Genomic DNA, 23,233 nt, shown 5'->3' with positions numbered 1-23,233 from the left:
GTGAAACCTCTTTGCGCTGATGGTAGTGTGGGGTTACCCATGTGAGAGTAAGTCATCGCCAGCTTTTAAATCTAAAAGCCCCCTCAAAGCGACGGGGCTTTTTTTATGGGGGAAGGAAAGGGAAATAAATTAAAATAATATATAGATAAATGATGCAGAGCATTATACTATTTTTTCTAAATACACTTGATGCGTATCATCATTTAAAATTAGATTATATTTTTTATGAGATTGATGTTGTGCAACACAAAGTTCACCAATAAAAAATAATTCATAGCCAAGATTAGTGGTTAGATATTTAATTAATTTCTCTTTTTTAGTTTTTTGTTTTTCCATATAGTCACCCCATATCTCAAGAAAAATTGGTGGATAATTACTCTGTTTTAACCACTTTTTTGCCCCTTTAATGACATCAAGTTCCATGCCTTCGACATCAATTTTAATAAGATCTGCAGAGGGTAATGTTAGATGATCTATTTTTTGTAAATCTACAGACTCATACTGCTTATCATGATGATGGGCAAAGTGATGTTCAGCTTGTTCAGCTCGGATTTTGGCGTCTAAAGAGAGAGCTCCAACATTATTTTCTGTATGTAAATCTAAGATGGGTACTTCAATCGTACCTTGCTTATTTCCAATCGCTAGGTGATAAGCATGACAAGTTTGTGTGAGATGATTGGCAAAAATATTTCCACAGAGCTGATAAAATACTCCTCGTTGTGCTTCGAAACTATGTACAACGCCTTGCCGTGATTGAATAAGTTTAGCAATTGGAATAGAAATAGCACCTAAATTTGCACCAATATCAATAAATACAGGTTGATCTATATCTCTTAAAAAATGTTCTGACAAAATTAAAGTAAATTGATCCCAATATTGTCCTTTTTTGATTTGTGTACTGATTAAATCAGGTCCTGCAGTCAGTAAAAATTGTAAATTTTCTACAGGATATAATTTTACATTCAATGAATGTTTGTTTTGTTGTTCTAAATTATTTTCCATCTATTTTATTCCAAATGAAAAAAAAGAATTGCGATGTGTTTGTTTAAAATACAATGTGATAGATACATAATGCAATCTTTATTCAAGTAATTTCATTACATCTTCTTCAGTTAATTTTACTTCATGTTCATGGTCAGTGCTGAGAATTGACTGGGTTAATTGGGCTTTATTTTTCTGCAAAGCTAAAATTTTTTCTTCTATACTTTGATTTGTAATTAATTTATAAACAAACACAGGTTTATCTTGACCAATTCGCCAAGCTCGGTCAGATGCCTGATCTTCAGCCGCAGGATTCCACCATGGATCATAATGAATCACAGTATCGGCTGCTGTGAGATTTAAACCCACCCCTCCAGCTTTTAAACTGATTAAAAATACAGGGATATCACCAGATTGAAATGCAGTGATCACCTCATCTCGTTTTTTAGTTTTTCCAGTTAACTTAACATGCTTGATTTTTAAAGTAGTGAGTTGATTTTCAATAAGTTGTAGCATGGTGGTAAATTGTGAAAAAACTAAAATTTTACGCCCTTCTTCGACCATATTGGTAATCATTTCAATGAGTTGATCTAGTTTTGCTGATTGAATATTTTCATCTTTAAGATAGTCTAACTTTAATAAATGAGGGTGACAGCAGATTTGTCTGAGTTTTAATAGTGCACTTAAAATTTGAATTTGACTACGTTTAAAGCCTTGAGCCGCGATGAGTTCACGAATATCTTTTTGCATGGTTGCACGAACAGCTTCATATAGCTTTGACTGCTGTTCATTCATATCAATATTTACTTCAATCGTCGTTTTTTCTGGCAGCTCTTTAGCAACATCAGTTTTTAAACGGCGTAACATAAAAGGTTTAATACGAGAAACTAAGCGATTTTTGATTATTGTATCGCCTTCTTTTTCAATGGGTGTACGGTATTTCTTATTAAATACGTCTTGTGTATATAAAAAACCTGGCATTAAAAAGTGGAATAATGACCAAAGCTCACCTAAATGGTTTTCTATCGGTGTACCTGTTAAACAGAGACGATGCTGAGCTTGAATTTGTCTTGCCACTTGAGCTGCTTTTGCTCGTGGGTTTTTGATATTTTGTGCTTCGTCTAAAATAAGAATATGATATTGATATTTCAGGATATATTCTTCATCACGTCCTAAAAGTGGGTAGGTACTGAGAATAAGATCTGCATCTGGAATATTTTCGAAATGTTCAAGACGATTTTGACCTTGTAAGATTAAAACCTTTAATTCAGGTGCAAATTTTTCTGCTTCTTTGCGCCAGTTTTGCATTAATGATGTCGGTGCAATAATTAAAGCAGGATGTTGATCAAGTCTTCCCGCTTGTTTTTCGATCAATAAATGTGCCAATGTCTGTGCAGTTTTTCCTAAACCCATATCATCAGCAAGAATACCGCCATGGTTAGTTTCACGTAAAAATTGTAACCAACCTAAGCCCTGTTGTTGGTAAGGACGTAATTCACCTTGAAAGCCTTGAGGCGTTGCAATTTGTTGTTGGTAGCATTGATTGAGTTTATGAGCAAATTGGTATAAAGGTTCTGAAGTTTGCCATGGCATACCTAAAGTATGCTGTAAATCAATGAGTTGTGCTGCATCATAGCGATCAAACTCTGCTGAATCAGGATGTTGCAAGATCTCTTTAAGATAAATAAAAATAGGTTTAATTTCTTGTACTTTTAAGGTCAATTGTGGTTTTTGATCACCTAAATTTACGATAAAGTAGCCATCATCTTCTAATTCTTCAATGAATTCAGGATCTAACATAATTGGCATTTTAGACACAAGATATGCTAAAAGTTGGATGACATCATATGTATTGCCATCAAGGTCTTGAACCGTTGCACCGACTTCAAACCAGTTTTGTTTTTTTGTCGATTCGACTAAATTTAATTGAAAATTTTGTGTCGCTAATAATTGAAATAAGCTGTCAGGTGTATGTTCAACTTTCCATCCTAATTGTTCAATTTTATTTTCAGGAATCAGGTGATGAATCCAATCTTTTGGATCAGCACAAATGATTGAGTTTTCAGTCGTTGTGTCAAAGGCAGGACGCTTGTTTTTATTGATTTGTGTGAGCCATTGAAAAGAGGGGATTAATTTTTTCAAAGATTCAACTTGCTGTTTTTCAAATTTTAAATCACGTTGTTGTTTGACTGCTTTTTCATTCAAAATTTGAATGATATATTCCTCAGTGACTCCAGCTTTGATTCGTCCTGATGGATATTCAAATTCAATTTCAGCAATGGCATAGTGATGCATATGGGTTAAACGATGATATTGTGGAAATCCACCAAAACGTATAATTGGAACGGGTTGTCCTGTGATGGTTTCGATATTTTGTGCCAAATGTGCTTGTGGCAGGTCTTCAAAAATCGAATAAGGCTGAATGACTTGTTCAAACTCAGCTAAAAGATCCGCAGGAAGTTGCGGCATATTGATTAATTCTTTAATCATTTCACTTGAATAAGAAGACTCTAATATGCCGACTTGATTTTTTAAAGTATCAAGGTAACTTAAAGGATGTGAATGAATAATATAAATATTTTGGTTGTGCTCAGTTGTTAATCTTTGATGATTTTGATCAAAAAATTGTGCCTTTAATTTTTCAGTCTGTTGTTTAGGGTGTGAATACCAATCAAACTCAAGTTGATAAAGTTCATCTGACCAGACTAAAGCAGGATTCTGAGTATTTAAATTATAACAAACACCTTTTTGAACCACCATTTTGAGTTGTTCTTGGTAGATACCTGAAATGTCCCATGTTGAAGGATAGTTGTAGCTACTTGTGTTATTGAAGTTTAATTTTGCAAAAAAATAGAGATGATTAAAAATATTTTTGTCTTCATTGGAGACTTTTAAGCGACCATTCGGCACATTGTCATAACTGGTATAGTGTTCAGTTTTACTAATATGACTGTCTTTGGTGCGACGTGCTTTATTGACAATTAATTGTAATTTTTTTGAGTTTTTCTTTGGCTCAAAAACATAAACCAATTGTGGCAATGTTGTTGTTTGTTTTGATTTTTCTATAGCCAATTGCTGACGAAATTGTTCTAACCATGCTTTGGCTGTGTAATGTGTGGCATGATTTTCTTGTGCTTGATTTGCATTATTATTTGTTTGTTTATTTAGTGTTTTTTGATATTGATGATCGTAATAATAACGTGCTAATGCTGCCGCATGTTTACAATTAAAACCGACAGGGCAACTACATTCGTTATCTGTAATTTTATCGGTGCTTAGGTCAATACGAATAAAAGTATCATACCAATCTGTACCTTTAATTTGAGTTTCAATCTCCAAATAATTATTTTCAAGATGTGTATCTAAATTTGCCAATTCAATTTTTTTCACATAATTTAAACTGCGTTGAATGGTTACAGTACTAAAGTGAGATAAAAATTGAGACAGTGTGATCATCAGTACATCATATAAAAACAAATAACCTGAGATTGTAATCGTATTTTATTGAATAAAAAATAAATATTTTACGTAGAGTAAGAGTAGTCTTGGCTAAAACATTCATATTGAAAAAGCTAACTTGGACATTTTCGCAACTTAAAAATATTCAAAATCTGTCAAGATAAGTCTTTGAATATAAAATAAGGATATTGATTATAATGACGCCTAATCCAGTTTATTACACAGAGCAACATTTCGCATTTGCAGATTCAGTTCGTAAATTTGTTCAAAATGAACTTATGACACATATTCATGAATGGGAAGAAGCCGAAACTTTTCCACGTGAACTGTATCAAAAAGCAGCTGATATTGGATTACTTGGATTAGGATTTGATGAAAATTATGGTGGTATTGCAGAGACAGATGCATTTCATGTTTTATTATCCTCGATTGAATTAGCAAAAACAGGTTCAGGTGGTTTGTGCGCATCATTGCTTTCACACTCCATTGGTGCACCACCGATTAATCATTTTGCATCTGCTGAAATTAAAGAAACTGTTTTAACGAAAATATTGGCAGGTGAAAAAATATCTGCTTTAGCAATTACAGAACCCACTGGCGGCTCAGATGTCGCAGCATTAAAAACCACAGCTGTTCGGGATGGAGATGATTATATTGTCAGTGGGGAAAAGACCTTTATTACTTCGGGAATGCGAGCAGATTATTATACGGTTGCAGTGCGTACTGACCCTGATGCCAAAGGTCCGAATGGCATTTCCATGTTGTTGATTGATGCACATAGCGAAGGGATCAGCAAATCTAAACTCGATAAAATGGGTTGGTGGGCTTCAGATACCGCACATTTACATTTTGACAATGTCCGTGTCCCTGCAAAAAATTTGTTGGGTGCTGAAAATATGGGCTTTCTTGTGATTATGAATAATTTCAATATGGAACGTTTCTTTCTTGCAGCGAGCAGTTATGGTTTTGCCTTGACCTGTTATGAAGAAGCTTTGGAGTGGGCAAAAGAACGTAAAACCTTTGGTAAGCGTTTGGTTGACCATCAAGTGGTTCGTCATAAGTTGGTGGATATGGCAACACGTTTAACCACGACACGCGCTTTGCTAGAAGACACGGCTTATCGTTTGGGACGACCTGAGTTACAAGGCAATGAATTGATTGCACAGATTTGCATGCTGAAAAATGTTGCAACGCAAACCATGCAGTTTTGTGCAGATGCAGCAGTGCAAACACTGGGTGGCATGGGCTTTATGCGTGGCACAAAATCTGAGCGTATTTACCGTGATGTCAAAGTAAATATGATCGGTGGTGGCGCTGAAGAAATTATGAAAGATTTGGCAAGTCGTCAGTTAGGGTACTAGTTTGCTTGAAGCTTTAAAATCAATGCGGTGAAAATTTTCACCGCTTTTCATATGTGATGTTAAAAATATTTAATTGAGTGTTGCTAGTTCTTCTAATGTCACCTGACGAATTTCAAAAATTGGTTCTTTTAGCAAAGCATTGAGTGATTTGATCCAATTAAATGAGTCTTGGTCAGCAAAACTTTTGACTTTTAATTGTTGATTTTCATAACTAAGCCAAAAATTGTCATGAATGAGTTGTTGTAATAATGTGGGTGAATCACTCAGCTCTTCTAATGAACCATTCAACTCAAGTTTTAAATCACCAAAAAATTCGTTAATGGTTTGTTCTTTCCAATAATCTTCAACATAGTTTTTATCATCAAATAAAAATAGTTCATTTTGACCTGTTAAGAGTACGGATTCTTCAGGTGTAGAGGCATATACATAGCTTTGGGTTGTTGGGTTAAAAAGTACATAATTCGGTAATGAATCATCAATTTCGATCAGTTGATAATGCAAAATGCCTGAAAGCTTGGCAAACTCAAAAGCATCATCTTCATTCATTTCGGGAATTGATTCGCCATCAAATTCTTCGCCTGTTTTTTCTAAGATAAAGGCTTCAATGGCTTCATATTGTTGGTCATCACCTTCGCCATTTGCAATGGAAAAATTGTAGTAATCATCTTGATATAAGGCACGTACAATCAACTTCTTGTACTGTTGTTCGGCTTCAGTTTTGTCACTATAAACTGCTTTAATTGCCCCTTGCATTGCCCAGTCGAGATCATACCATTCATCATTATAGCCGAATGATTGATGGCGAATCACATATTTGTTATTACTCATCTTCTTCTCCATTGCTGATTTTATTGAGTTGTTCTAAGGTAATTTGTCTAACTTCAAAAATCGGTTGTTTTAATAATGCATTGAGTGCTTTTAATTCGGTAAAGTGAAGGTCATCCCAGTCAATATTTACAAGACTGTTTCGATCTTCTGCATATACAATATTTGGGGTATTCGTCGCTAAAGTTTTTAGTATTTCAGGGCTATCACTGATTTGGTCTAAAGTTTTATCAAAAATATGAACGTTAAAATCATATTCAAAAAGACTCAGTTCAAAATTTTCAAGCGTACTAAAATTTTCATCTGTACTATCAAAAGTATTGTTATATTCTCCTTTGAGATAATCATTTTGTGTATTTGACCAAAGAATATAAATCGGTTGATTATCTTCAAATTCAAGCAATTGATACCATAAAATACCTGAAAGCTTGGCAAATTTAAAAGCATCATCCTCACTCATTGGAGGGAGGGTTTCAAACTCGTCAATGTCATCTAAATTTTCATCTTCTTCAAGTTCAACTTCTATATTGTTTTCTACAATAAATTCATAAGCTTGCTGTGCAATTTCAGTATCACCATTATATTCGTATAAGCTATCTTGTTGATATAAAGCTTCTACAATCAGCGTTTTATAGGCTTGTTCAGCTTCTTGCTTATTGTCATAGATGGCTTGGATATATCCAAGCTCAGCATTATAAGTACTGAAATATTCATCATTGTAGCTAAAGTTATTTTGGCGAATAACGTATTTAGTGGTCATAATATTTTTTTCCTTTTCTAAAAATAGAATTAAGCAATTTTTGTTTTCAATTCTTGAAGTTTTAATGCACTCGGTGGAACAACCGTGCCATTGTCCATCCACAGTTCAAAGCGCATCGGATTGAAAAACATGGCAGGGCTAATATCAAACTCGATGAACTTGGCTTCACTTTTGCCCATCATGGGTAAAATAGTGTTAATAAACCAACTGTTATGTGTGATCAGTAAAGACTTGAGCTGACCTGTCACCGACAAGGGTGAAAGTAGAGTGGCTGAAAGTTTTGGGTCATCAATGACTTCGGTATGGAATTTTTCTAAGCGTTTGGCTAAACCTTTGGTCGGAATATCTTGCATTGCTGCCACAAAATCGCTCAAAGTTGGAATAAAGCGATGATGAAAATCCACCAATAAATGATCTTTTTCACAGAGGTCTTTGACTTCAATACTTGAGCCTGCACTGTTTTGAAAATGATGACCAAAAATTGGAATAATGACTTCTTGCACACCCCAAAAAGTATGCAAAATTCGATGGCGGTTGTCGGTACAGAGCATTTTAGTGCTGTCGATTAAGGCGTGAATGTCGATATAATCTTCGAGTTCGCCACCCCTGCGTTTTTGTGAAATTTGAGCATGTTGTACTGGATTCATTGTTTTAGTTTAATTGTTTTAAAGTCAGTAGATTAGCAAAAATGAATGACAATAAAAATAACTTTTAAATCGGCTGCGTTAAGTCATGTCGTTTAGTTTTTTATTTAGATCGTTCAGTTAATTCGATGATATGTCGATCATGATTCATAATGACTGCTCGAAAGCCAAATGAAGTGAGTTGAGGCTGTAATATTATTTTTTCAATATCAATCATATTTTTCAGTAATTCAACTAAGTTTTCAACGTGAAAACCTAATCTTATATTTTGCGTTAAATTGCTTAGATCAGTGGCGGCAGGATATATTTCAAAAACGAGTCCATTCATCATACAAGAATAATGTTGAGGTCCATTTCCATGTTGTTCTGTTTGGAATTCAAGTCCAAATTGGCGATAAAAATTTTTAGATCGTTCGATATTTTCTACTTTTAGAACGATGAGATTGATAAGCATAGGTATACTCGTTAATTGGGTTCAATTATCTTATTTATTTTACCTCATCACCATTTCCCAAACCATTTCTGTCAATTGCTCCAAAGAAATTTTGCCATTTGGGTTATACCACGTCACCGTCCATGCAATCGCACCACCGAGTAAACGTCGCCAAATAAAAGCATCATGCTGAATTTTATTTTGTAGGCGTAATGTTTCAATGACATTGAGCCAAATTTGCTCATAATCATGACGCAGTTTCAACAATTCATCCTGACGTTCTTTTGACAGCGCAAACCATTCATAGACCAAAACCGCCATTGCCGAACCTGTATCGCCTGTAATGGAAGTCAATTCTGCTTTAATTAAATGCTTCAATTGTTGCTCAGCATCCTCTGATTGTGCAGTGGCATCCAACAAACGAGCATGGTTATAAATGATGGTTTCGTGCATCACATTGGCAAGAATATCATCCTTACTTTTAAAATGATGAAACAAACTACCCGACTGAATCCCAATAAAATTTGCCAACTCACGCACTGTGGTTTTTTCATAACCTTGCTTATGAAACAAATAGGCAGCGCCTTGTAATAAACGCCCACGAGCACTTGCATCGAAGCAGGCAATCGGTTGAATTTCATTTATGGAGCAGGCAATCATTGGTATTTTTTCCAAATAAATGAATGATTTATGATTTTTTATAGCAAAATAAACACATTTGCCAATTCAGCATAACATTTTGTACTTTACAAACCAAGCGCTTGCTTGGTAGATTGGAGTATAAATTTTATTCACAACAATGAAAACAATCGAGCTGTGGAAAGGGTGCGAAAATGGAAGATCAACGTATAGTCAAAATTGGATGTGCTTCTGGTTTTTGGGGAGATACCAATACCGCCGCATTCCAATTGGTGCATTTATCCGATATCAATTATTTAGTCTTTGATTATCTTTCAGAAATTACCATGTCCATTATGGCAAAAGCCATGATGACCCATCCTGAACATGGCTATGCGCTCGATTTTGTCAGTCGTGTTATGACGCCATTGATCAAAAAAATCAGTGATAAAAAAATTAAAGTGATCAGCAATGCAGGTGGGGTAAATCCATTGGCATGTCGTGATGCTTTGCAAAAAGTGATTGAAGCACAAGGTCTGGATTTAAAAGTGGCTGTGGTTTTAGGTGATGATTTGATGCCAAAACAAGCTGAATTCAAAAGCCAAAACATTAAGGAAATGTTCAGTGGCGAAGAGTTGCCAAGTCATTTAGCAAGTTGTAACGCTTACCTTGGTGCGATTCCAATTCGTGATGCATTGGCAGCAGGCGCAGATATTGTGATTACAGGGCGTGTGGTCGATTCAGCCGTTGTGCTTGCACCTTTGATGTATGAATATCAGTGGTCAGTTGATGATTATGACAAGCTTGCGCAGGGTTCATTGGCAGGACATATCATTGAATGTGGTGCGCAATGTACGGGCGGAAATTTTACCGATTGGCGTTTAGTTGAAGGCTTTGACAACATGGGATTTCCAATTGTCGAAGTTAAAGAAGACGCGTCTTTTGTGGTGACTAAGCCGAATGGTACAGGCGGTTTGGTTTCAACAGCAACTGTAGCAGAGCAAATTGTTTATGAAATTGGCAATCCGCAAGCTTATTTATTACCTGATGTAAGCTGTGATTTCAGTCAGGTCAAATTGGAACAAGTTGGTGAACATCGTGTTGCGGTAACGGGTGCGACGGGTCGTGCGCCAACGCAACAATACAAAGTCAGCGCAACTTATCCTGATGGCTATCGTGTTTTAGTCAGTTTCTTAATCGCAGGGCGTGAAGCCCCTGAAAAGGCACAAGTCATTGCCGATGCCATTTTAAATAAATGTGAACGCGTCTTAGCTTTGCGTTCAGTGCCTCCATTTCAAGAGAAATCAGTGGAAATTTTGGGTATTGAAAGTACTTATGGAGCAAATGCACGTCATACAGACAGCCGTGAAGTTGTGGTGAAAATCGCAGTGAAGCACATGTTTAAAGAAGCATGTATGTTCTTTGCTTCGGAAATTGCACAAGCATCAACAGGCATGGCGCCTGCATTGGCAGGGATTGTTGGTGGTCGTCCCAAAGCTTCACCTGTGATTAAACTTTTCTCTTTCCTTGTTGATAAATCAAAGCTCAATGTTGAAATTGACATCAATGGTCAACGTCAAAAAGTCGCTATTCCTCAAGGCTCCATAGAGCAATCTTTCACACAACGACCAGTAGGTGAAGTCGCTCACTTTACAGGTGATGAAGTTGAGGTTGCATTGGTCGATATAGCGCATGCGCGTAGTGGCGATAAAGGCAATCACAGCAATATCGGCGTCATCGCACGTCAGCCTGAATTTTTACCGTGGATTCGTGCCAATTTGACTGCTGAAAATGTCACGAAATATATGCAACACGTTCTCAATCCTGAAACAAGCAAAGTCATTCGCTATGAGATTGAAGGTTTTAATGCCTTAAATATTCTTTTGGAAAATGCTTTGGGTGGTGGTGGTATCGCGAGTCTGCGTATCGATCCACAAGGTAAAGCCTTTGCACAACAGTTGTTGGATATGCCTGTGAAAGTGCCAAAGGGATTGGTGAAATAAAAGCTCCTTCTCCCTTAGGGATGAGGACTGAAAGTCCGCAAGGGGATGAGGGGAATTCATGAAAGGTCTTTTTGAAATGCCCCCTCCCTTGCGAAGCAGTACTTCTCATCCCTCAAAGGTGGAGGGGATTTTCTTGAAGAATATTGAAAATTGGAAATCAAAGAAAACAAATTGGAAATAAAAATGCATTATCACTCAATATTTAGATCAGATGCTTTTCAGGATAAAGTCGTTATTGTGACAGGTGGTGGCTCAGGCATCGGGCGTTGTACCGCACATGAGTTGGCGGCATTGGGCGCGCAAGTGGTGATCACAGGACGCAAAGTTGAAAAGTTGGAAAAAGTCAGTGCTGAAATCACGGAAGATGGTGGCAAGGTTCATTTCATTGTCTGTGATAATCGTGAAGAGCAACAAGTCAAAGACATGATTGCTGAAGTGATTGAAAAATTTGGCAAGCTCGATGGCTTGGTGAATAACGCAGGCGGTCAATTCCCTTCAAATTTAGAAGGCATCTCGGCAAATGGTTTTGATGCAGTGATCCGTAATAACCTGCATTCAACATTTTACTTAATGAAAGAAGCCTATAACCAATGGATGGCAAAACATGGTGGCAGTATTGTCAATATGGCGGCAGACATGTGGGGCGGAATGCCGGGTATGGGGCACTCAGGTGCGGCACGTTCAGGCGTGGATAATCTGACCAAAACTGCTGCAGTGGAATGGGGGCGTTCCGGCGTTCGAGTCAACTGTGTTGCACCGGGATGGATTGTGTCCTCAGGTATGGACAATTATTCGGGTGATTTTGCCAAATTTATTATTCCAAGTCTTGCTGGTAACGTGCCTTTAAAACGGATGGGCACGGAGTCGGAAATTTCATCAGCAATTGTTTATCTATTGTCAGAAGCTGCGGGTTTTGTTTCGGGGATGACCATTCGCATCGATGGTGCTGCTTCACTCGGTACGCGTATGTATCCACTTGCTGATGCGACTAATAGTGTCTCGTTCAATGGTTTCCATCGTGCCTTTATTCCAGATGTATTGAAGTCACAATTGGAAGAGCAAACACAACACAATAAATCTACAGGGGAAAATTCATGACGATTCTCCAATCTGAAATTGCTGTGGGTAGTGAGCAATTTGAACAGAATAAAGAAGCCTTGCTTGCACAGATTGCAGAAATTCGTGCAGTACAAAATAAAAGTATTGAAAAATCTTATACAGCAAAGCCGAAGTTTGATAAACGAGGCAAAATCTTACCACATGAACGTGTTCGTCTTATTTTAGATGCAGATTCACCTTTTGTAGAACTATGCGGTTTGGTCGGCTATGGCATGCATGATGATAAAGATGGTTCTGATGCAGGTGGGGGAATTCTTGCAGGAATTGGATTTGTCAGTGGTGTACGCTGTTTAGTCACAGCAAGCAATAGCGCAATTAAAGGTGGCACAATTTCCCCGATGGGTGTCCGTAAAACGCTACGTATCCAAGAAATTGCCATGAAGCAAAAACTTCCTGTCGTGGCTTTAACTGAAAGTGGTGGGGCAAACCTAACCTATGCGGCAGAAGTATTTACTGATGGTGGTAAAACTTTTGCTAATCAAGCACGTATGTCAGCAATGGGTATTCCACAGATTTCTGTGGTACATGGTAATGCTACAGCAGGTGGTGCCTACCAACCGGGTTTATCTGATTATGTGATTTCAGTGCGTAAAAAGACCGAGATGTTTTTAGCTGGACCACCTTTGTTATTGGCTGCAACAGGTGAAGTGGCAAGTGCTGAAGAATTGGGTGGTGCCGAAATGCATGCTCAAGTTGCAGGTACTGCAGAATATTTAGCTGAAAATGATGCTGATGGTTTACGAATCGCTCGTGAAGTTCTTGAGCATTTAAATTGGAAAGAACAAACGCATTCACTGGATGAAAACTATAAAGAACCACGTTACGCCATTGAAGAACTACTGGGCATTATTCCCACTGATCCAAAACAACCTTTAGAGATGAAAGAGATTATTGCCCGTCTGGTCGATGATTCAGACTTTCTCGAGTTTAAACAAGAATACGACTCACATACGGTATGTGGATGGTCAAAAATCGGTGGTTTGAATGTCGGGATCATAACTAACAATGGTCCAATTACCACACAAGGTGCGGCAAAAGCGGCACAATTTATTCATCTTTGTGAGCAGACACAGCGACCGTTATTATTTTTGCATAACACCACAGGTTTTATGGTGGGAACAGATGCGGAGCAGAACGGCATTATTAAACATGGTTCTAAATTGATCCAAGCAGTAACCAATTGTACCGTTCCAAAAGTCTCGATCGTGGCACATGGTTCTTATGGTGCAGGGAACTATGCGATGTGTGGTCGTCCTTTAGATCCAGATTTTATTTTTGCATGGCCAAATTCGCATGTCGCCGTGATGGGTTCTGCACAGGCAGGTAAGGTTCTACGTATTGTGGCTGAAGAAAAGCAAAAAGCTGCGGGCATGGAACCCAATGCACAAATGTTAGATTTTCTAGAACAAAGTACAGCGGTCAAATTAGAGCAGCAATCTACTGCTTTATTTAATACGGCAATGCTGCATGATGATGGCATTATCGACCCACGAGACACACGTAAAGTACTTATTTTTCTATTTAAAACAATTTATGAGTCAAGAGCTCGTCAATTGAATACATCAAAATTTGGCGTATCCAGATTTTAAAAAATCAAAAATTGATCGTTGAAAAACGATCATATGGAACAGTAAAAATAAATTTAGGACAAAACAATGAAATTTACTCCAGAACATGAAGCGCTACGCCGTACCACACGCCAGTTTGTAGAAACTGAATTAAACCCTTATATCTCAACTTGGGAAGCGGAAGGTATTTTTCCGATTCACGATGTATTTAAGAAAATGTCAGATCTGGGTTTATTGGGCATTTGTAAACCTGAAGAAAATGGTGGTTTAGGTTTAGATTATTCCTATAACTTAGTGGTTGCAGAAGAATTAGGTCGTGCAGCATGTGGTGGTGTGCCATTGGCGATAGGCGTGCAAACCGATATGGCAACGCCTGCATTGGCACGTTTTGGCAGCAAAGAATTACGTGATGAGTTTCTGACTCCTGCCATTGCAGGTGAGTATGTGGCTTCGATTGCAGTTTCAGAAGTACATGCGGGTTCAGACGTGGCAGCCATCAAAACCACAGCAAAAAAAGATGGTGATGATTACATCATCAACGGCAGTAAAATGTGGATCACCAATTCATTACAAGCGGATTTCTTCTGCTTACTTGCTAATACATCTGACGACAAACCACACGTCAATAAATCAATGATTATTGTCCCTGCAAAAAGTGCGGGAATCAGTTTTTCAGAGCCATTAAATAAACTCGGAATGCGCTCCACTACAACAGCACAGGTTTATTTTGACAATGTCCGAGTGCCACAGCGTAACCTTGTTGGTGCTGAAGGCATGGGCTTTATGATGCAAATGATGCAGTTCCAGGAAGAACGCATGTGGGCAGCGGCAAATGCCATTGGGGGGGTGGAACATGTGATTAAACAAACCATTGAATATACCAAAGAACGTACCACATTCGGTCAACCGCTGATCAACAACCAATATGTACATTTCCGTTTTGCAGAAATGATGACGGAAGTCGAAGCCTTGCGTGCTTTGACCTATCGTGCCTGTCAGATTCATTTGGAAGGGGGCAATGCCACTGAAATTGCATCTATGGCAAAACTCAAAGCAGGACGTTTAACCCGTGAAGTGGCTGATAGTTGCTTACAGTTTTGGGGTGGCAATGGCTTTATGTGGGATAACCCTGCTTCGCAACTGTATCGTGATGGTCGCTTAGGTTCAATTGGTGGTGGTGCAGATGAAATCATGCTCGGCATTATTTGTAAATTGATGGATATTTTGCCATCAAAGCGTAAATAAGGAGAATCAGTATGACACTTTCAGTCTCTCTCACTTCGCAACAATTTGATGACAGTATTGAACTGGAACAAGAGGGAAGTATTCTGTATTTATGGCTTAATCGTCCTGAAAGCCGCAATGCCATGAGCTTGAATATGGTCAAAGCCATTCAGCAAGTCTTTAAAAGCATTGAAAATGATCTGTCGATCCGTGCTGTGATTCTGCGTGGCAAAGGAGGTCATTTCTGTGCAGGGGGTGACATTAAAGACATGACGCAACTGCGTGGCGAAGCTGCGAATGTGGGTTCAAACCAACCTTATGCAGATTTTAACCGTCAATTTGGCTATATGATCGAACAGGTGGATCAAGCACCACAAACAGTGGTGGCTGTGCTTGAAGGTGCCGTTCTTGGTGGTGGTTTTGGTTTGGCATGTGTATCAGATGTTGCTATTAGTCTTGCCGATGCCAAATTTGGTTTGCCTGAAACAGGTTTGGGCGTGATTCCTGCACAGATTGCGCCTTTCGTGGTGAAGCGTATTGGTTTAACTCAGGCACGCCGTTTGGCTTTGTTGGGTAATCGTTTTGATGGACAGACTGCACTGAAAGTCGGTGTAGTCCATGAAGTTGTGAATAGTGAAGATGCATTAAATGCAGTATTGTCTGAAACGATTCAGCAAATTAAACGAGCAGCTCCACAAGCATCTCGTGTCACCAAAGCCTTATTACATCGTACTTTGAATGAGCCTTTAAATAGCTTATTGGATGATGCTGCACAGCAATTTGCCAATGCAGTTGGTGGTGAAGAAGGAATGGAAGGTACGATGGCATTTATTCAAAAGCGCAATCCGAACTGGTTTGATGGTGGGTAATAATAAGTCTAGATCAATTTGGATACGTGAAAAGGTCATCCGCAACATGTTTGAGGCAGGACTAGTTTTGATAATTAATGTTTCTGCGATAAAGAAATCAAAAGCTGGTAGTGAACGAGTTTTGCGGATGACAATGGTTTTGCCTACTTTTCCCGAAAGAAAAGTAGGTCGAGCCGAAGGCTAAACCTTGAATTTAAATTTTAGATGTAAGACTCCGTCAAAAAAATTAATGGTTTCTAGATCAGATGATAAATTCAAAAATTGCTAAAACATTGAACTCTTACTGTGTTGGGATTTGTCTTATTCAACTGAGAATAAGTCGAAGTGAATAATATAAAGTAAATAATAGGGAAAACGAGAATGGCATTTTCAAAAGTATTGGTGGCGAATCGTGGTGAAATTGCTGTTCGCGTGATGAAAACAGCAAGGGCAATGGGCTATGAAACTGTAGCGGTGTATTCCGATGCAGACCGTCATGCACGTCATGTACAAGTTGCCGATGAAGCTGTATATATCGGCGCTTCAAAAGTTTCAGAATCTTATTTATCGATTCAAAATATAATCGACGCCTGTAAAAAAACAGGTGCCGATGCAGTCCATCCGGGTTATGGATTTCTGTCAGAAAATACTGATTTTGCAGCAGCTTGTGCTGAAAATGGGATTACCTTTATTGGTCCTCCTGCACCTGCAATTGAACTGATGGGCAGTAAGCGTCTTTCAAAAATCGCGATGATTCAAGCAGGTGTGCCATGCGTCCCCGGTTATGAAGGTGATCAGCAAGAGATTGAATATTTAGAACAACAAGCCAATCAAATTGGTTATCCATTGATGGTCAAAGCCTCGGCAGGCGGTGGCGGACGAGGAATGCGTTTGGTGCAAAGTTCAGCGGATATTGTTGAAGCATTGAAAACGGCACGTTCTGAAGCTGAAAATGCCTTTGGTTCAGGTGAATTAATCCTTGAAAAAGCCGTGATCGCACCACGACATGTTGAAATTCAAGTCTTTGGTGATACGCATGGCAATTATGTCTATTTATTTGAACGTGATTGTTCGATTCAGCGCCGTCATCAAAAAGTTGTGGAAGAAGCCCCATGTCCTGTTATGACTGAAGCTTTACGTCAAAAAATGGGCGAGGCAGCCGTTGCCGCAGCGCGTTCATGTGACTATGTTGGTGCAGGGACAGTTGAGTTTTTACTTGATCAATCAGGTGAATTTTATTTCTTAGAAATGAATACACGTTTGCAAGTAGAACATCCTGTGACTGAGTTAGTAACAGGCTTAGACTTAGTAGAGTGGCAACTCCGTGTTGCCAATGGTGAGAAATTACCCTTACAACAGTCTGAGTTGACGCTGACAGGTCATGCCATTGAAGTGCGTTTATATGCCGAAGATCCACGTCAGGACTTTTTACCACAAACAGGGCAAGTACAGCGTTGGTTGCCTGCGGATTTACCGAATGTGCGCATTGATCATGGTCTTCGTCCACAAGATGAAATCAGTCCTTTCTATGATCCAATGGTCGCGAAAGTCATTGCTTATGGTAAAACGCGTCAGGATGCAATTCGCCTCTTAGCTCGTGCAGTCGATGATTGCGTGCTGCTGGGTGTAAATAGCAATAAACAATTTTTGGTGAATTTATTAAAGCATCCAATTATTGTCAAAGGTGATACTAATACCGCTTTTATCCAAGAACATTTCCAAGATGATGTGAGTTTGCACAAACAAACTTTGGGTTTAGAGCATTTGGCGATCACGGCTGCTTTATTTACCAATGCATCGAGCAATAGTAGTTGGAATACAGGGATTGCTTTGTCGTTGCCATTAAAGCTTAAACATGATGATCAGCAATTGCAGGTTTTGGTGAAACGTGATCAAAATCAGGTTGAAGTTGAGATTTGCGGTCAGACTTTTGCAATTCAGATTCTTGAGCAAACTACACAAAAACTGATTTACGATGCAAATGGTGTACGCCGTTCGATTGATTATGTTCTGGATGGTACGAGTTTGTATTTGGATGCTGTGAATGGTAATATCAGTATTGAAAATGTTACTTATGCAGCGCCTGAAACGTCAGATGTAGCAGGGGATGGCAAGATTCGTGCGCCGATGGATGGCGCAATGATTAATATTTTGGTGAATGTTGGTGATACAGTCACAAAAGGTCAGACTTTAATTGTATTAGAGGCGATGAAAATTCAGCAACAAATTAAATCAGATAGTGATGGTATTGTTGAGGAAATCATTGCACAAATTGGGCAGCAGGTGAAAAAACGTCAAGTTTTACTGAATATTGCATTTGATACACAATAAAGATTGATCGAAGCGCAAAATAAAAGCCATTTCACTTGAAATGGCTTTTAAAAATTATTTATGAACCATGTGCTGCAATATTATTACTTGCGGTTTTTAGGTTATAAAGTAATTGTCCTAATAAAATATCTTTTGCTGCTAAGGTCACTAAAACCATAGGATGCTTGGCACATGGAACTGCTGTTAAAACAGCTTTACCATTTTCTGCATCTAAAGTTAAACTCTGGCAACCTACGAGTTCAATTTCACCTAAAAATGCGCTGACCATGGCTAAAATAGAACTACTTACCGCAGCGAGTTTACTTGAATTGTATTTATTTATTCTATAAACAGAGCATAATTCAAAACCATCAGTGGAGCATGCCATGACAAAGTTGATGCCTTTTACATTCATCAGTACATCATGAATTTGTGCTTTGGTAAATTCGATCAGCTCATCTGGTGCAGTGCGCTGTTCAGCAATATTCAGCATATAAGTTCCCTATAAGTACTTGATTTCTAGAGTGGTAATTAGTGTTTCAATTAATAATAAAACATGATCTTTAAGACGCGCATCAACCAAAAACAATGGATAATTTAAATTATTTTCAGTTAACCAAGTTCGATATTGATGAGTAGAAGTTTCAGTATTTTCATCAACATGAGTTATACCAATAACAATATTTTCACCATAACTTTTAAAGATATCAATGTAATATTTTAACTCATGTAAGCTATCTGGATGGCTATGATCAATCAGAATAATTGTTCCGATCGCACCTTGACATACAACGCCCCACATAAAATCGAAACGATCTTGTCCAGGTGTACCATACAATCCAATTTTATTGCCATCTTCTAAAGTGATTTCACCATAGTCAATACCAACGGTGGTATTGAGTTTTTTATGACGTTCTTGATCTGTATTAAAAGCTTCAGTTTCTAAGATTGAAATTTCAGAAAGTGTTTTAATGGCTTCGGTCTTACCTGACCCCATAGAGCCTGCAAAAACAATTTTATATTTTTGAATGATCATAAGTCGTCCTATTAAAAACCAAAGCGACGTTTTAATTTGCCAAAAAAGCTACGTAGCCCATTTACTTCTTGTTGATTTTTCTCTTGTTGGTTTGCATCTTGATCAAATTTACATTCTTTGGCACTCACTAATTCAGCATTCTGAATTGCAAGATTGGCAGTAATAAACCGTTGTACGAGAGGCAATTCGAGACCTAGTTTGGTAGCAACATGCTGAATTTCTGCACCTTGCATAAAACAAGCTGAAAGCTGCAAAATAATTTTTCGGTCTTCAGAGGTAGGTTGAGGCCAAAACTTTAATTTAAAATAGGCAAGCTCATATGGCGGCACACATAAATTTGGTGAATTCCAGACCAAAGCAAATAACCAATTTTCAAGGTTATCTTGGTGTTTTCTAGAAATTTCAATAAAATCTTCAATAGTTGCAGGCGCATATTGTAATGAGCCATTGGTTTGCCAGAGTGTGCGTTTAGGGTTAATCCATGCTAAGTGCATATGATGATCAATAATTGCTAAACTACCTAATTCATCAAATACATGAACTTTACGTTGAAAATGATCATATATATCAGTAATGAACTGTACATCTAAGGGCGCTAAGTTTTGTTGTAAAACGGGCTGTTCAGGCACAACAATCGCTTGAGGTTGTTCTTCTATTGGTGGTGGTTGAAGAGCACTCAAAACATTCTGCTGAATCCAGTCTTTTAAAGGTGCAATATCTTGGATGGGCAGATAGAGCATATTGTCTTCAATACGCGTTTGCACACACTCATCTTTAGACACTTTTAAATAGGCTAAATTTTTTCCAAAGATAATTTTCTGAATATTCTCAGTTTCAAAAAAGAATTCGTGAATTAAAACAAGTTGAATATCTTGATCGTTCATTTTTCCCCAATAAATTTCAAAAAATTGAGGAATGACTTCTCGTAGTTTTATTTTTAGCTTTTCAGTCGTAACTAAACCCAGTCCAGAGATTGCGATATTGATACGAGGTTTGTTCATAATATCACTTTAAGAAAAATTAAAAAAACGCGGGCACCTTTTATATAAATGAAATTTAAAAAAACCAGATATATACATCATCATTCCTTATATTCAAAGAAATAGAACCGCTCATGGAGAGAAAAGTCTCTCATATAAGCTTTACCGTCTTTATAAAAGAAACTTAATGTTTATAAACTATAGTTTTATATGTGTTTTAAATCACGTTTTTATAAATTACGTGATGAAAAATACATTTATTTAAAAATCAAAGATATAATATAGAATTATTATATTAGAGATATGCTTTAAAGCAATCATATTTATTGACTATTTTAGCTGATTTTTAAGTTTTTCTTCATTAATTTTGAAAAAATATTTGGATTTATTTTGCAAAAATATATAAAAAGAAAACTACAAAAAGCGGGTTAAGCCTGATGTAGTTGTCTTAAAAGAGACAATTTTAAAAAAGTCTACAATCTTAAGTTTAAGCAAAAACTTTTTGTAAGGCTTCAAACAAAATCCAAAGTACAACAAGAGCAACGATTGGTTCAAAAATTTTTGCCCAAGTTGGATTCAGTTGTGCAGTTGGTTCAAGGGCTAAAGGTTCAGCTTGAGTATGCTCTTTTTGCATATTGACCATGAGATTAAACTCCTTCATTGTTTCATCTAATGATATCTGTTCCTGCTCAATAGTTTTAGAACCTTTTAGCTCTTTTAGGTCATTGGTTAACCAAACCCAATCATCAGCATGACCTGCCAAATGTTCTACTTGCCCTAAAATTAGTTCACGCAGACCACGTTGACCAAAACTGCCTGTTTCATCAAGCTGCTTGATTTCTTTTAACTGAAACTCTAAGAGCTCAATAATCACTTGTTCTAATTCTGTCTTATTTAAACGAGAACGATTATGCGGCGAAGTTGTTAAATGACGGGCAACCTCTTGAACATATAAATGATCTAGACGTTGAATTTCCTGATAAACCACATTTTCATTTTGTTTCCATAAGCTAACGAGTTTACCTAAAGTTAAAGCATTAATTTCAAGTAAATACGTTCTTCTTTCATCAGGAGAATATTGGTTGAGAAGCTGAGGCTTTTGGATCTTAATCTGCTCAGCAAAATATTGTACGAGATCAAAAGCCATGTAGCTCTCCTTATTTATATGAACGTTTTTAATCTAAAAGTCTTAATGTTGGTTTTTTCTTTGGTGTTTCAACTTCTTCTGTTGTGTTTGATTCTGAAGTTTCTTCACGAGTTTCAACATTAGCATATTCTTCAGGATCAAAAAACAAGCCTTGTCCATTTTCACGTGCATATAAACCTAAAACAGCATTGATTGGTACATAAATATCTTTAGAAACACCACCAAAACGTGCTGAAAAAGTAATGGCTTCATTGCTCATATTGAGCATGTGTACAGCATGCGGCACAATATTGAGTACAATTTGCCCATCTTGGATAAACTGGGTGGGAACATCTGTATAGGGTTGAGTTGCATCTACAAGTAGGTAAGGGGTGAGATTATTGTCGCAAATCCATTCGTATATTGCACGAGCGAGATATGGGCGAGTTGGGCTAAGATTAAGTTCTGATTCAGACATGAGAAATTGCTCTATTCTTTGGCTAAAAAGGCTTGAAAACGATTTTTTTCTTGAAGTGTCATCGACTTTTGAAAGCTAGGACGATTAAAAATACGTTGACAATATAAGTGAATTGGGCGGCATTGCTGTTTGGGTAACTCAATTCCCATCTGCTTTAACCGTATAAAAATAGGTGCCAACATACAATCTAAAATTGTAAAGCTTTCAGACATGAAATAAGGAAAATGCTGAAAAAGTGGAGTCAGTGAAATTAAGGTATCTTTTAACTGTTTCTGTGCTTTTTTTTGTGCTTCAACATTAAGTGTGTCAGCATGACGTAACATAATATCCGCAAGTTTGAGCCAATCTTGTTCAAAGCGCCAAATATATTGACGTTGTTCGGCACGAGGTGCAGGCGCATCAGCATAAAGTTTATTTTGACGATAACGATCATCAATATATTCAGAAATAATCGCAGTATTAAAAAGTTTTAAATCATTTTCGATGAGCATGGGCAGTTGATTGTATGGATTTAAGCTTGCTAAGTCTTCATCATCCTCATCAACAATAATCAAGTTATGTTTAATTTGTTTCTCTGTTAGGACAAACCGTACCCAATGCGAGCGAAAATCATCTGCATGACTATAAAGTGTAATCCCTTGCAATTGTGTGTTTTCGAGGTTCATATTCCAAAAACTGAGCTGCGTGAATAGGATAGGATACTAAAATTAGACAGCAAAATCACGGAAACAATGTTATTTCACAACAAAACGAGAGAAAAGAAATACCAATGCTAAAAATTATAATTTATCTCTTTATTTTGATTGGAATGATCTGTTTAGGCACAGCAAATGGGTATTTTAGTCGTGCATTTTGGCGTAGTGAAGCATTGTGGTTAGACGAGGATGATTTTGATGAAGATGTTGATCGTTGGATGAGGTACGGAAATCTTACTTTGAAAATCAGTATGTGGAGTTTTGTAGTTGCTGTATTGCTTGGTGTGTTTTATTGGGTCTTAAAGATGTAGCCTTTTAGAACATAAAAAAACCTCGGCAAAAGCCGAGGTTTTTTGTCCGATTCGGTAAACGAATTAACGTTTAGAGAATTGAGGACGTTTACGAGCTTTACGTAAACCAAGTTTCTTACGTTCAACTTCACGAGCATCACGAGTAACGAAACCAGCTTGACGAAGAGCAGGTTTTAAAGTTTCGTCAGCAGCGATCAATGCACGAGTAATACCGTGACGAATAGCGCCAGCTTGACCACCGATACCACCACCAGCAACAGTGATGTAAAGGTCATATTTTTCAGTAGCGTCTAAAAGCTCAAGTGGTTGGTTAACAACCATACGAGCAGTTTCACGACCGAAGTACTGTTCAAGAGTACGGTTGTTGATTACGAGTTTGCCTGTACCAGCTGACAAGAAAACACGTGCAGTTGCGGTCTTACGGCGACCTGTACCATAATTAGTAGCCATGTGC

At 37.6% G+C, this 23,233-nt stretch carries 22 protein-coding genes; 8 read left to right on the top strand and 14 right to left on the bottom strand.

All coding sequences use genetic code 11. The features are described from left to right. Positions 1-162: 162 nt before the first annotated feature. Both HX124_RS15355 and HX124_RS15350 read right to left on the bottom strand, forming a co-directional pair. Positions 163-1,002 (bottom strand): FkbM family methyltransferase, encoded by an 840-nt coding sequence (locus tag HX124_RS15355; protein WP_286383798.1) that lies wholly within the window; start codon positions 1,000-1,002, stop codon positions 163-165. A gap of 78 nt (positions 1,003-1,080) precedes the next feature. After that, positions 1,081-4,437 (bottom strand): DEAD/DEAH box helicase, encoded by a 3,357-nt coding sequence (locus tag HX124_RS15350; RefSeq protein WP_286383800.1) that lies wholly within the window; start codon positions 4,435-4,437, stop codon positions 1,081-1,083. Between the two features lie 200 nt (positions 4,438-4,637). On the opposite strand from HX124_RS15350, the gene HX124_RS15345 reads away from it, so the two are divergent. After that, a complete protein-coding gene (locus HX124_RS15345) occupies positions 4,638-5,801 on the top strand; it encodes an acyl-CoA dehydrogenase family protein (protein WP_286383801.1) in 1,164 nt (387 codons plus the stop codon). A gap of 69 nt (positions 5,802-5,870) precedes the next feature. Here HX124_RS15345 and HX124_RS15340 read toward each other — a convergent pair whose 3' ends face one another. The 5 genes from HX124_RS15340 to HX124_RS15320 all read right to left on the bottom strand — a co-directional run bounded on the left by HX124_RS15340 (position 5,871) and on the right by HX124_RS15320 (position 9,123). Next, on the bottom strand, positions 5,871-6,629 hold the full coding sequence (locus HX124_RS15340) for a hypothetical protein (protein ID WP_286383802.1): 759 nt from the start codon (positions 6,627-6,629) through the stop codon (positions 5,871-5,873). Continuing rightward, positions 6,622-7,386: a hypothetical protein gene (locus HX124_RS15335; RefSeq protein ID WP_286383804.1), complete on the bottom strand. Its 765-nt coding sequence runs from the start codon at positions 7,384-7,386 to the stop codon at positions 6,622-6,624. Before HX124_RS15335 ends, HX124_RS15340 begins: the two co-directional genes overlap by 8 nt. 29 nt (positions 7,387-7,415) lie before the next feature. Continuing rightward, positions 7,416-8,033 carry a DUF6915 family protein gene (locus HX124_RS15330; protein WP_107008096.1) on the bottom strand — a complete coding sequence of 206 codons (618 nt, stop codon included), beginning with the start codon at positions 8,031-8,033 and terminating at the stop codon, positions 7,416-7,418. A 100-nt stretch (positions 8,034-8,133) separates the two neighbouring features. Then, on the bottom strand, positions 8,134-8,484 hold the full coding sequence (locus HX124_RS15325) for a VOC family protein (protein ID WP_286383805.1): 351 nt from the start codon (positions 8,482-8,484) through the stop codon (positions 8,134-8,136). Positions 8,485-8,523: 39 nt separating this feature from the next. Next, entirely contained in the window at positions 8,524-9,123 is a 600-nt protein-coding gene (locus HX124_RS15320) for a TetR/AcrR family transcriptional regulator (RefSeq protein ID WP_286383806.1), read from the bottom strand. Positions 9,124-9,296: 173 nt separating this feature from the next. On the opposite strand from HX124_RS15320, the gene HX124_RS15315 reads away from it, so the two are divergent. From HX124_RS15315 to HX124_RS15290, 6 genes are all read left to right on the top strand, one after another. Continuing rightward, complete coding sequence (locus HX124_RS15315) at positions 9,297-11,084, top strand: acyclic terpene utilization AtuA family protein (RefSeq protein WP_286383807.1); 1,788 nt, start codon at positions 9,297-9,299, stop codon at positions 11,082-11,084. A gap of 183 nt (positions 11,085-11,267) precedes the next feature. Next, positions 11,268-12,182, top strand: coding sequence for an SDR family oxidoreductase (locus tag HX124_RS15310; protein WP_286383808.1), 915 nt, complete (start codon positions 11,268-11,270; stop codon positions 12,180-12,182). Next, positions 12,179-13,792 carry an acyl-CoA carboxylase subunit beta gene (locus HX124_RS15305; RefSeq protein WP_286383809.1) on the top strand — a complete coding sequence of 538 codons (1,614 nt, stop codon included), beginning with the start codon at positions 12,179-12,181 and terminating at the stop codon, positions 13,790-13,792. The genes HX124_RS15310 and HX124_RS15305 overlap by 4 nt, the downstream gene beginning before the upstream one ends. Positions 13,793-13,858: 66 nt before the next feature. Further along, positions 13,859-15,016: an acyl-CoA dehydrogenase family protein gene (locus HX124_RS15300; RefSeq protein WP_286383811.1), complete on the top strand. Its 1,158-nt coding sequence runs from the start codon at positions 13,859-13,861 to the stop codon at positions 15,014-15,016. 11 nt (positions 15,017-15,027) lie between these two features. Next, positions 15,028-15,864 (top strand): enoyl-CoA hydratase/isomerase family protein, encoded by an 837-nt coding sequence (locus HX124_RS15295; RefSeq protein ID WP_286383813.1) that lies wholly within the window; start codon positions 15,028-15,030, stop codon positions 15,862-15,864. Between the two features lie 360 nt (positions 15,865-16,224). Then, the gene (locus HX124_RS15290) at positions 16,225-18,174 is read left to right on the top strand and encodes an acetyl-CoA carboxylase biotin carboxylase subunit (protein ID WP_286383814.1); all 1,950 of its coding nucleotides are present in this window, start codon (positions 16,225-16,227) and stop codon (positions 18,172-18,174) included. A gap of 58 nt (positions 18,175-18,232) precedes the next feature. On the opposite strand, the gene HX124_RS15285 is transcribed toward HX124_RS15290, so the two are convergent. From HX124_RS15285 to HX124_RS15260, 6 genes are all read right to left on the bottom strand, one after another. Beyond that, a complete protein-coding gene (locus HX124_RS15285) occupies positions 18,233-18,646 on the bottom strand; it encodes a roadblock/LC7 domain-containing protein (RefSeq protein WP_286383815.1) in 414 nt (137 codons plus the stop codon). Positions 18,647-18,655: 9 nt separating this feature from the next. Further along, complete coding sequence (locus HX124_RS15280; RefSeq protein WP_107008106.1) at positions 18,656-19,189, bottom strand: GTP-binding protein; 534 nt, start codon at positions 19,187-19,189, stop codon at positions 18,656-18,658. Between the two features lie 11 nt (positions 19,190-19,200). Next, complete coding sequence (locus HX124_RS15275) at positions 19,201-20,190, bottom strand: hypothetical protein (RefSeq protein WP_286383816.1); 990 nt, start codon at positions 20,188-20,190, stop codon at positions 19,201-19,203. Between the two features lie 466 nt (positions 20,191-20,656). Then, positions 20,657-21,316: a hypothetical protein gene (locus tag HX124_RS15270; protein WP_286378289.1), complete on the bottom strand. Its 660-nt coding sequence runs from the start codon at positions 21,314-21,316 to the stop codon at positions 20,657-20,659. A 28-nt stretch (positions 21,317-21,344) separates the two neighbouring features. After that, entirely contained in the window at positions 21,345-21,773 is a 429-nt protein-coding gene (locus tag HX124_RS15265; RefSeq protein ID WP_107008109.1) for a ClpXP protease specificity-enhancing factor, read from the bottom strand. An 11-nt stretch (positions 21,774-21,784) separates the two neighbouring features. Continuing rightward, positions 21,785-22,438 (bottom strand): glutathione S-transferase N-terminal domain-containing protein, encoded by a 654-nt coding sequence (locus tag HX124_RS15260; RefSeq protein WP_286383817.1) that lies wholly within the window; start codon positions 22,436-22,438, stop codon positions 21,785-21,787. 104 nt (positions 22,439-22,542) lie between these two features. Here HX124_RS15260 and HX124_RS15255 point away from each other — a divergent pair, with 104 nt between their 5' ends. Beyond that, on the top strand, positions 22,543-22,779 hold the full coding sequence (locus tag HX124_RS15255) for a hypothetical protein (RefSeq protein ID WP_286383818.1): 237 nt from the start codon (positions 22,543-22,545) through the stop codon (positions 22,777-22,779). Between the two features lie 63 nt (positions 22,780-22,842). On the opposite strand, the gene rpsI is transcribed toward HX124_RS15255, so the two are convergent. Beyond that, positions 22,843-23,229: a 30S ribosomal protein S9 gene (rpsI, locus tag HX124_RS15250; protein WP_286378286.1), complete on the bottom strand. Its 387-nt coding sequence runs from the start codon at positions 23,227-23,229 to the stop codon at positions 22,843-22,845. Between the last annotated feature and the right edge of the window lie 4 nt (positions 23,230-23,233).

Source organism: Acinetobacter sp. 226-1, assembly GCF_030329325.1.
Classification (GTDB): Bacteria; Pseudomonadota; Gammaproteobacteria; order Pseudomonadales; family Moraxellaceae; genus Acinetobacter; species Acinetobacter sichuanensis.
Note: the sequence above shows the minus strand (reverse complement) of the source record. Positions and strands in the feature narration are given on the sequence as shown.

Bases quoted from the DNA above. Each gene is read 5' to 3' on its own strand.
- HX124_RS15355 (WP_286383798.1), bottom strand. From the start codon at position 1,002: ATGGAAAATAATTTAGAACAACAAAACAAACATTCATTGAATGTAAAA.
- HX124_RS15350 (WP_286383800.1), bottom strand. From the start codon at position 4,437: ATGATCACACTGTCTCAATTTTTATCTCACTTTAGTACTGTAACCATT.
- HX124_RS15345 (WP_286383801.1), top strand. From the start codon at position 4,638: ATGACGCCTAATCCAGTTTATTACACAGAGCAACATTTCGCATTTGCA.
- HX124_RS15340 (WP_286383802.1), bottom strand. From the start codon at position 6,629: ATGAGTAATAACAAATATGTGATTCGCCATCAATCATTCGGCTATAAT.
- HX124_RS15335 (WP_286383804.1), bottom strand. From the start codon at position 7,386: ATGACCACTAAATACGTTATTCGCCAAAATAACTTTAGCTACAATGAT.
- HX124_RS15330 (WP_107008096.1), bottom strand. From the start codon at position 8,033: ATGAATCCAGTACAACATGCTCAAATTTCACAAAAACGCAGGGGTGGC.
- HX124_RS15325 (WP_286383805.1), bottom strand. From the start codon at position 8,484: ATGCTTATCAATCTCATCGTTCTAAAAGTAGAAAATATCGAACGATCT.
- HX124_RS15320 (WP_286383806.1), bottom strand. From the start codon at position 9,123: ATGATTGCCTGCTCCATAAATGAAATTCAACCGATTGCCTGCTTCGAT.
- HX124_RS15315 (WP_286383807.1), top strand. From the start codon at position 9,297: ATGGAAGATCAACGTATAGTCAAAATTGGATGTGCTTCTGGTTTTTGG.
- HX124_RS15310 (WP_286383808.1), top strand. From the start codon at position 11,268: ATGCATTATCACTCAATATTTAGATCAGATGCTTTTCAGGATAAAGTC.
- HX124_RS15305 (WP_286383809.1), top strand. From the start codon at position 12,179: ATGACGATTCTCCAATCTGAAATTGCTGTGGGTAGTGAGCAATTTGAA.
- HX124_RS15300 (WP_286383811.1), top strand. From the start codon at position 13,859: ATGAAATTTACTCCAGAACATGAAGCGCTACGCCGTACCACACGCCAG.
- HX124_RS15295 (WP_286383813.1), top strand. From the start codon at position 15,028: ATGACACTTTCAGTCTCTCTCACTTCGCAACAATTTGATGACAGTATT.
- HX124_RS15290 (WP_286383814.1), top strand. From the start codon at position 16,225: ATGGCATTTTCAAAAGTATTGGTGGCGAATCGTGGTGAAATTGCTGTT.
- HX124_RS15285 (WP_286383815.1), bottom strand. From the start codon at position 18,646: ATGCTGAATATTGCTGAACAGCGCACTGCACCAGATGAGCTGATCGAA.
- HX124_RS15280 (WP_107008106.1), bottom strand. From the start codon at position 19,189: ATGATCATTCAAAAATATAAAATTGTTTTTGCAGGCTCTATGGGGTCA.
- HX124_RS15275 (WP_286383816.1), bottom strand. From the start codon at position 20,190: ATGAACAAACCTCGTATCAATATCGCAATCTCTGGACTGGGTTTAGTT.
- HX124_RS15270 (WP_286378289.1), bottom strand. From the start codon at position 21,316: ATGGCTTTTGATCTCGTACAATATTTTGCTGAGCAGATTAAGATCCAA.
- HX124_RS15265 (WP_107008109.1), bottom strand. From the start codon at position 21,773: ATGTCTGAATCAGAACTTAATCTTAGCCCAACTCGCCCATATCTCGCT.
- HX124_RS15260 (WP_286383817.1), bottom strand. From the start codon at position 22,438: ATGAACCTCGAAAACACACAATTGCAAGGGATTACACTTTATAGTCAT.
- HX124_RS15255 (WP_286383818.1), top strand. From the start codon at position 22,543: ATGCTAAAAATTATAATTTATCTCTTTATTTTGATTGGAATGATCTGT.
- rpsI (WP_286378286.1), bottom strand. From the start codon at position 23,229: ATGGCTACTAATTATGGTACAGGTCGCCGTAAGACCGCAACTGCACGT.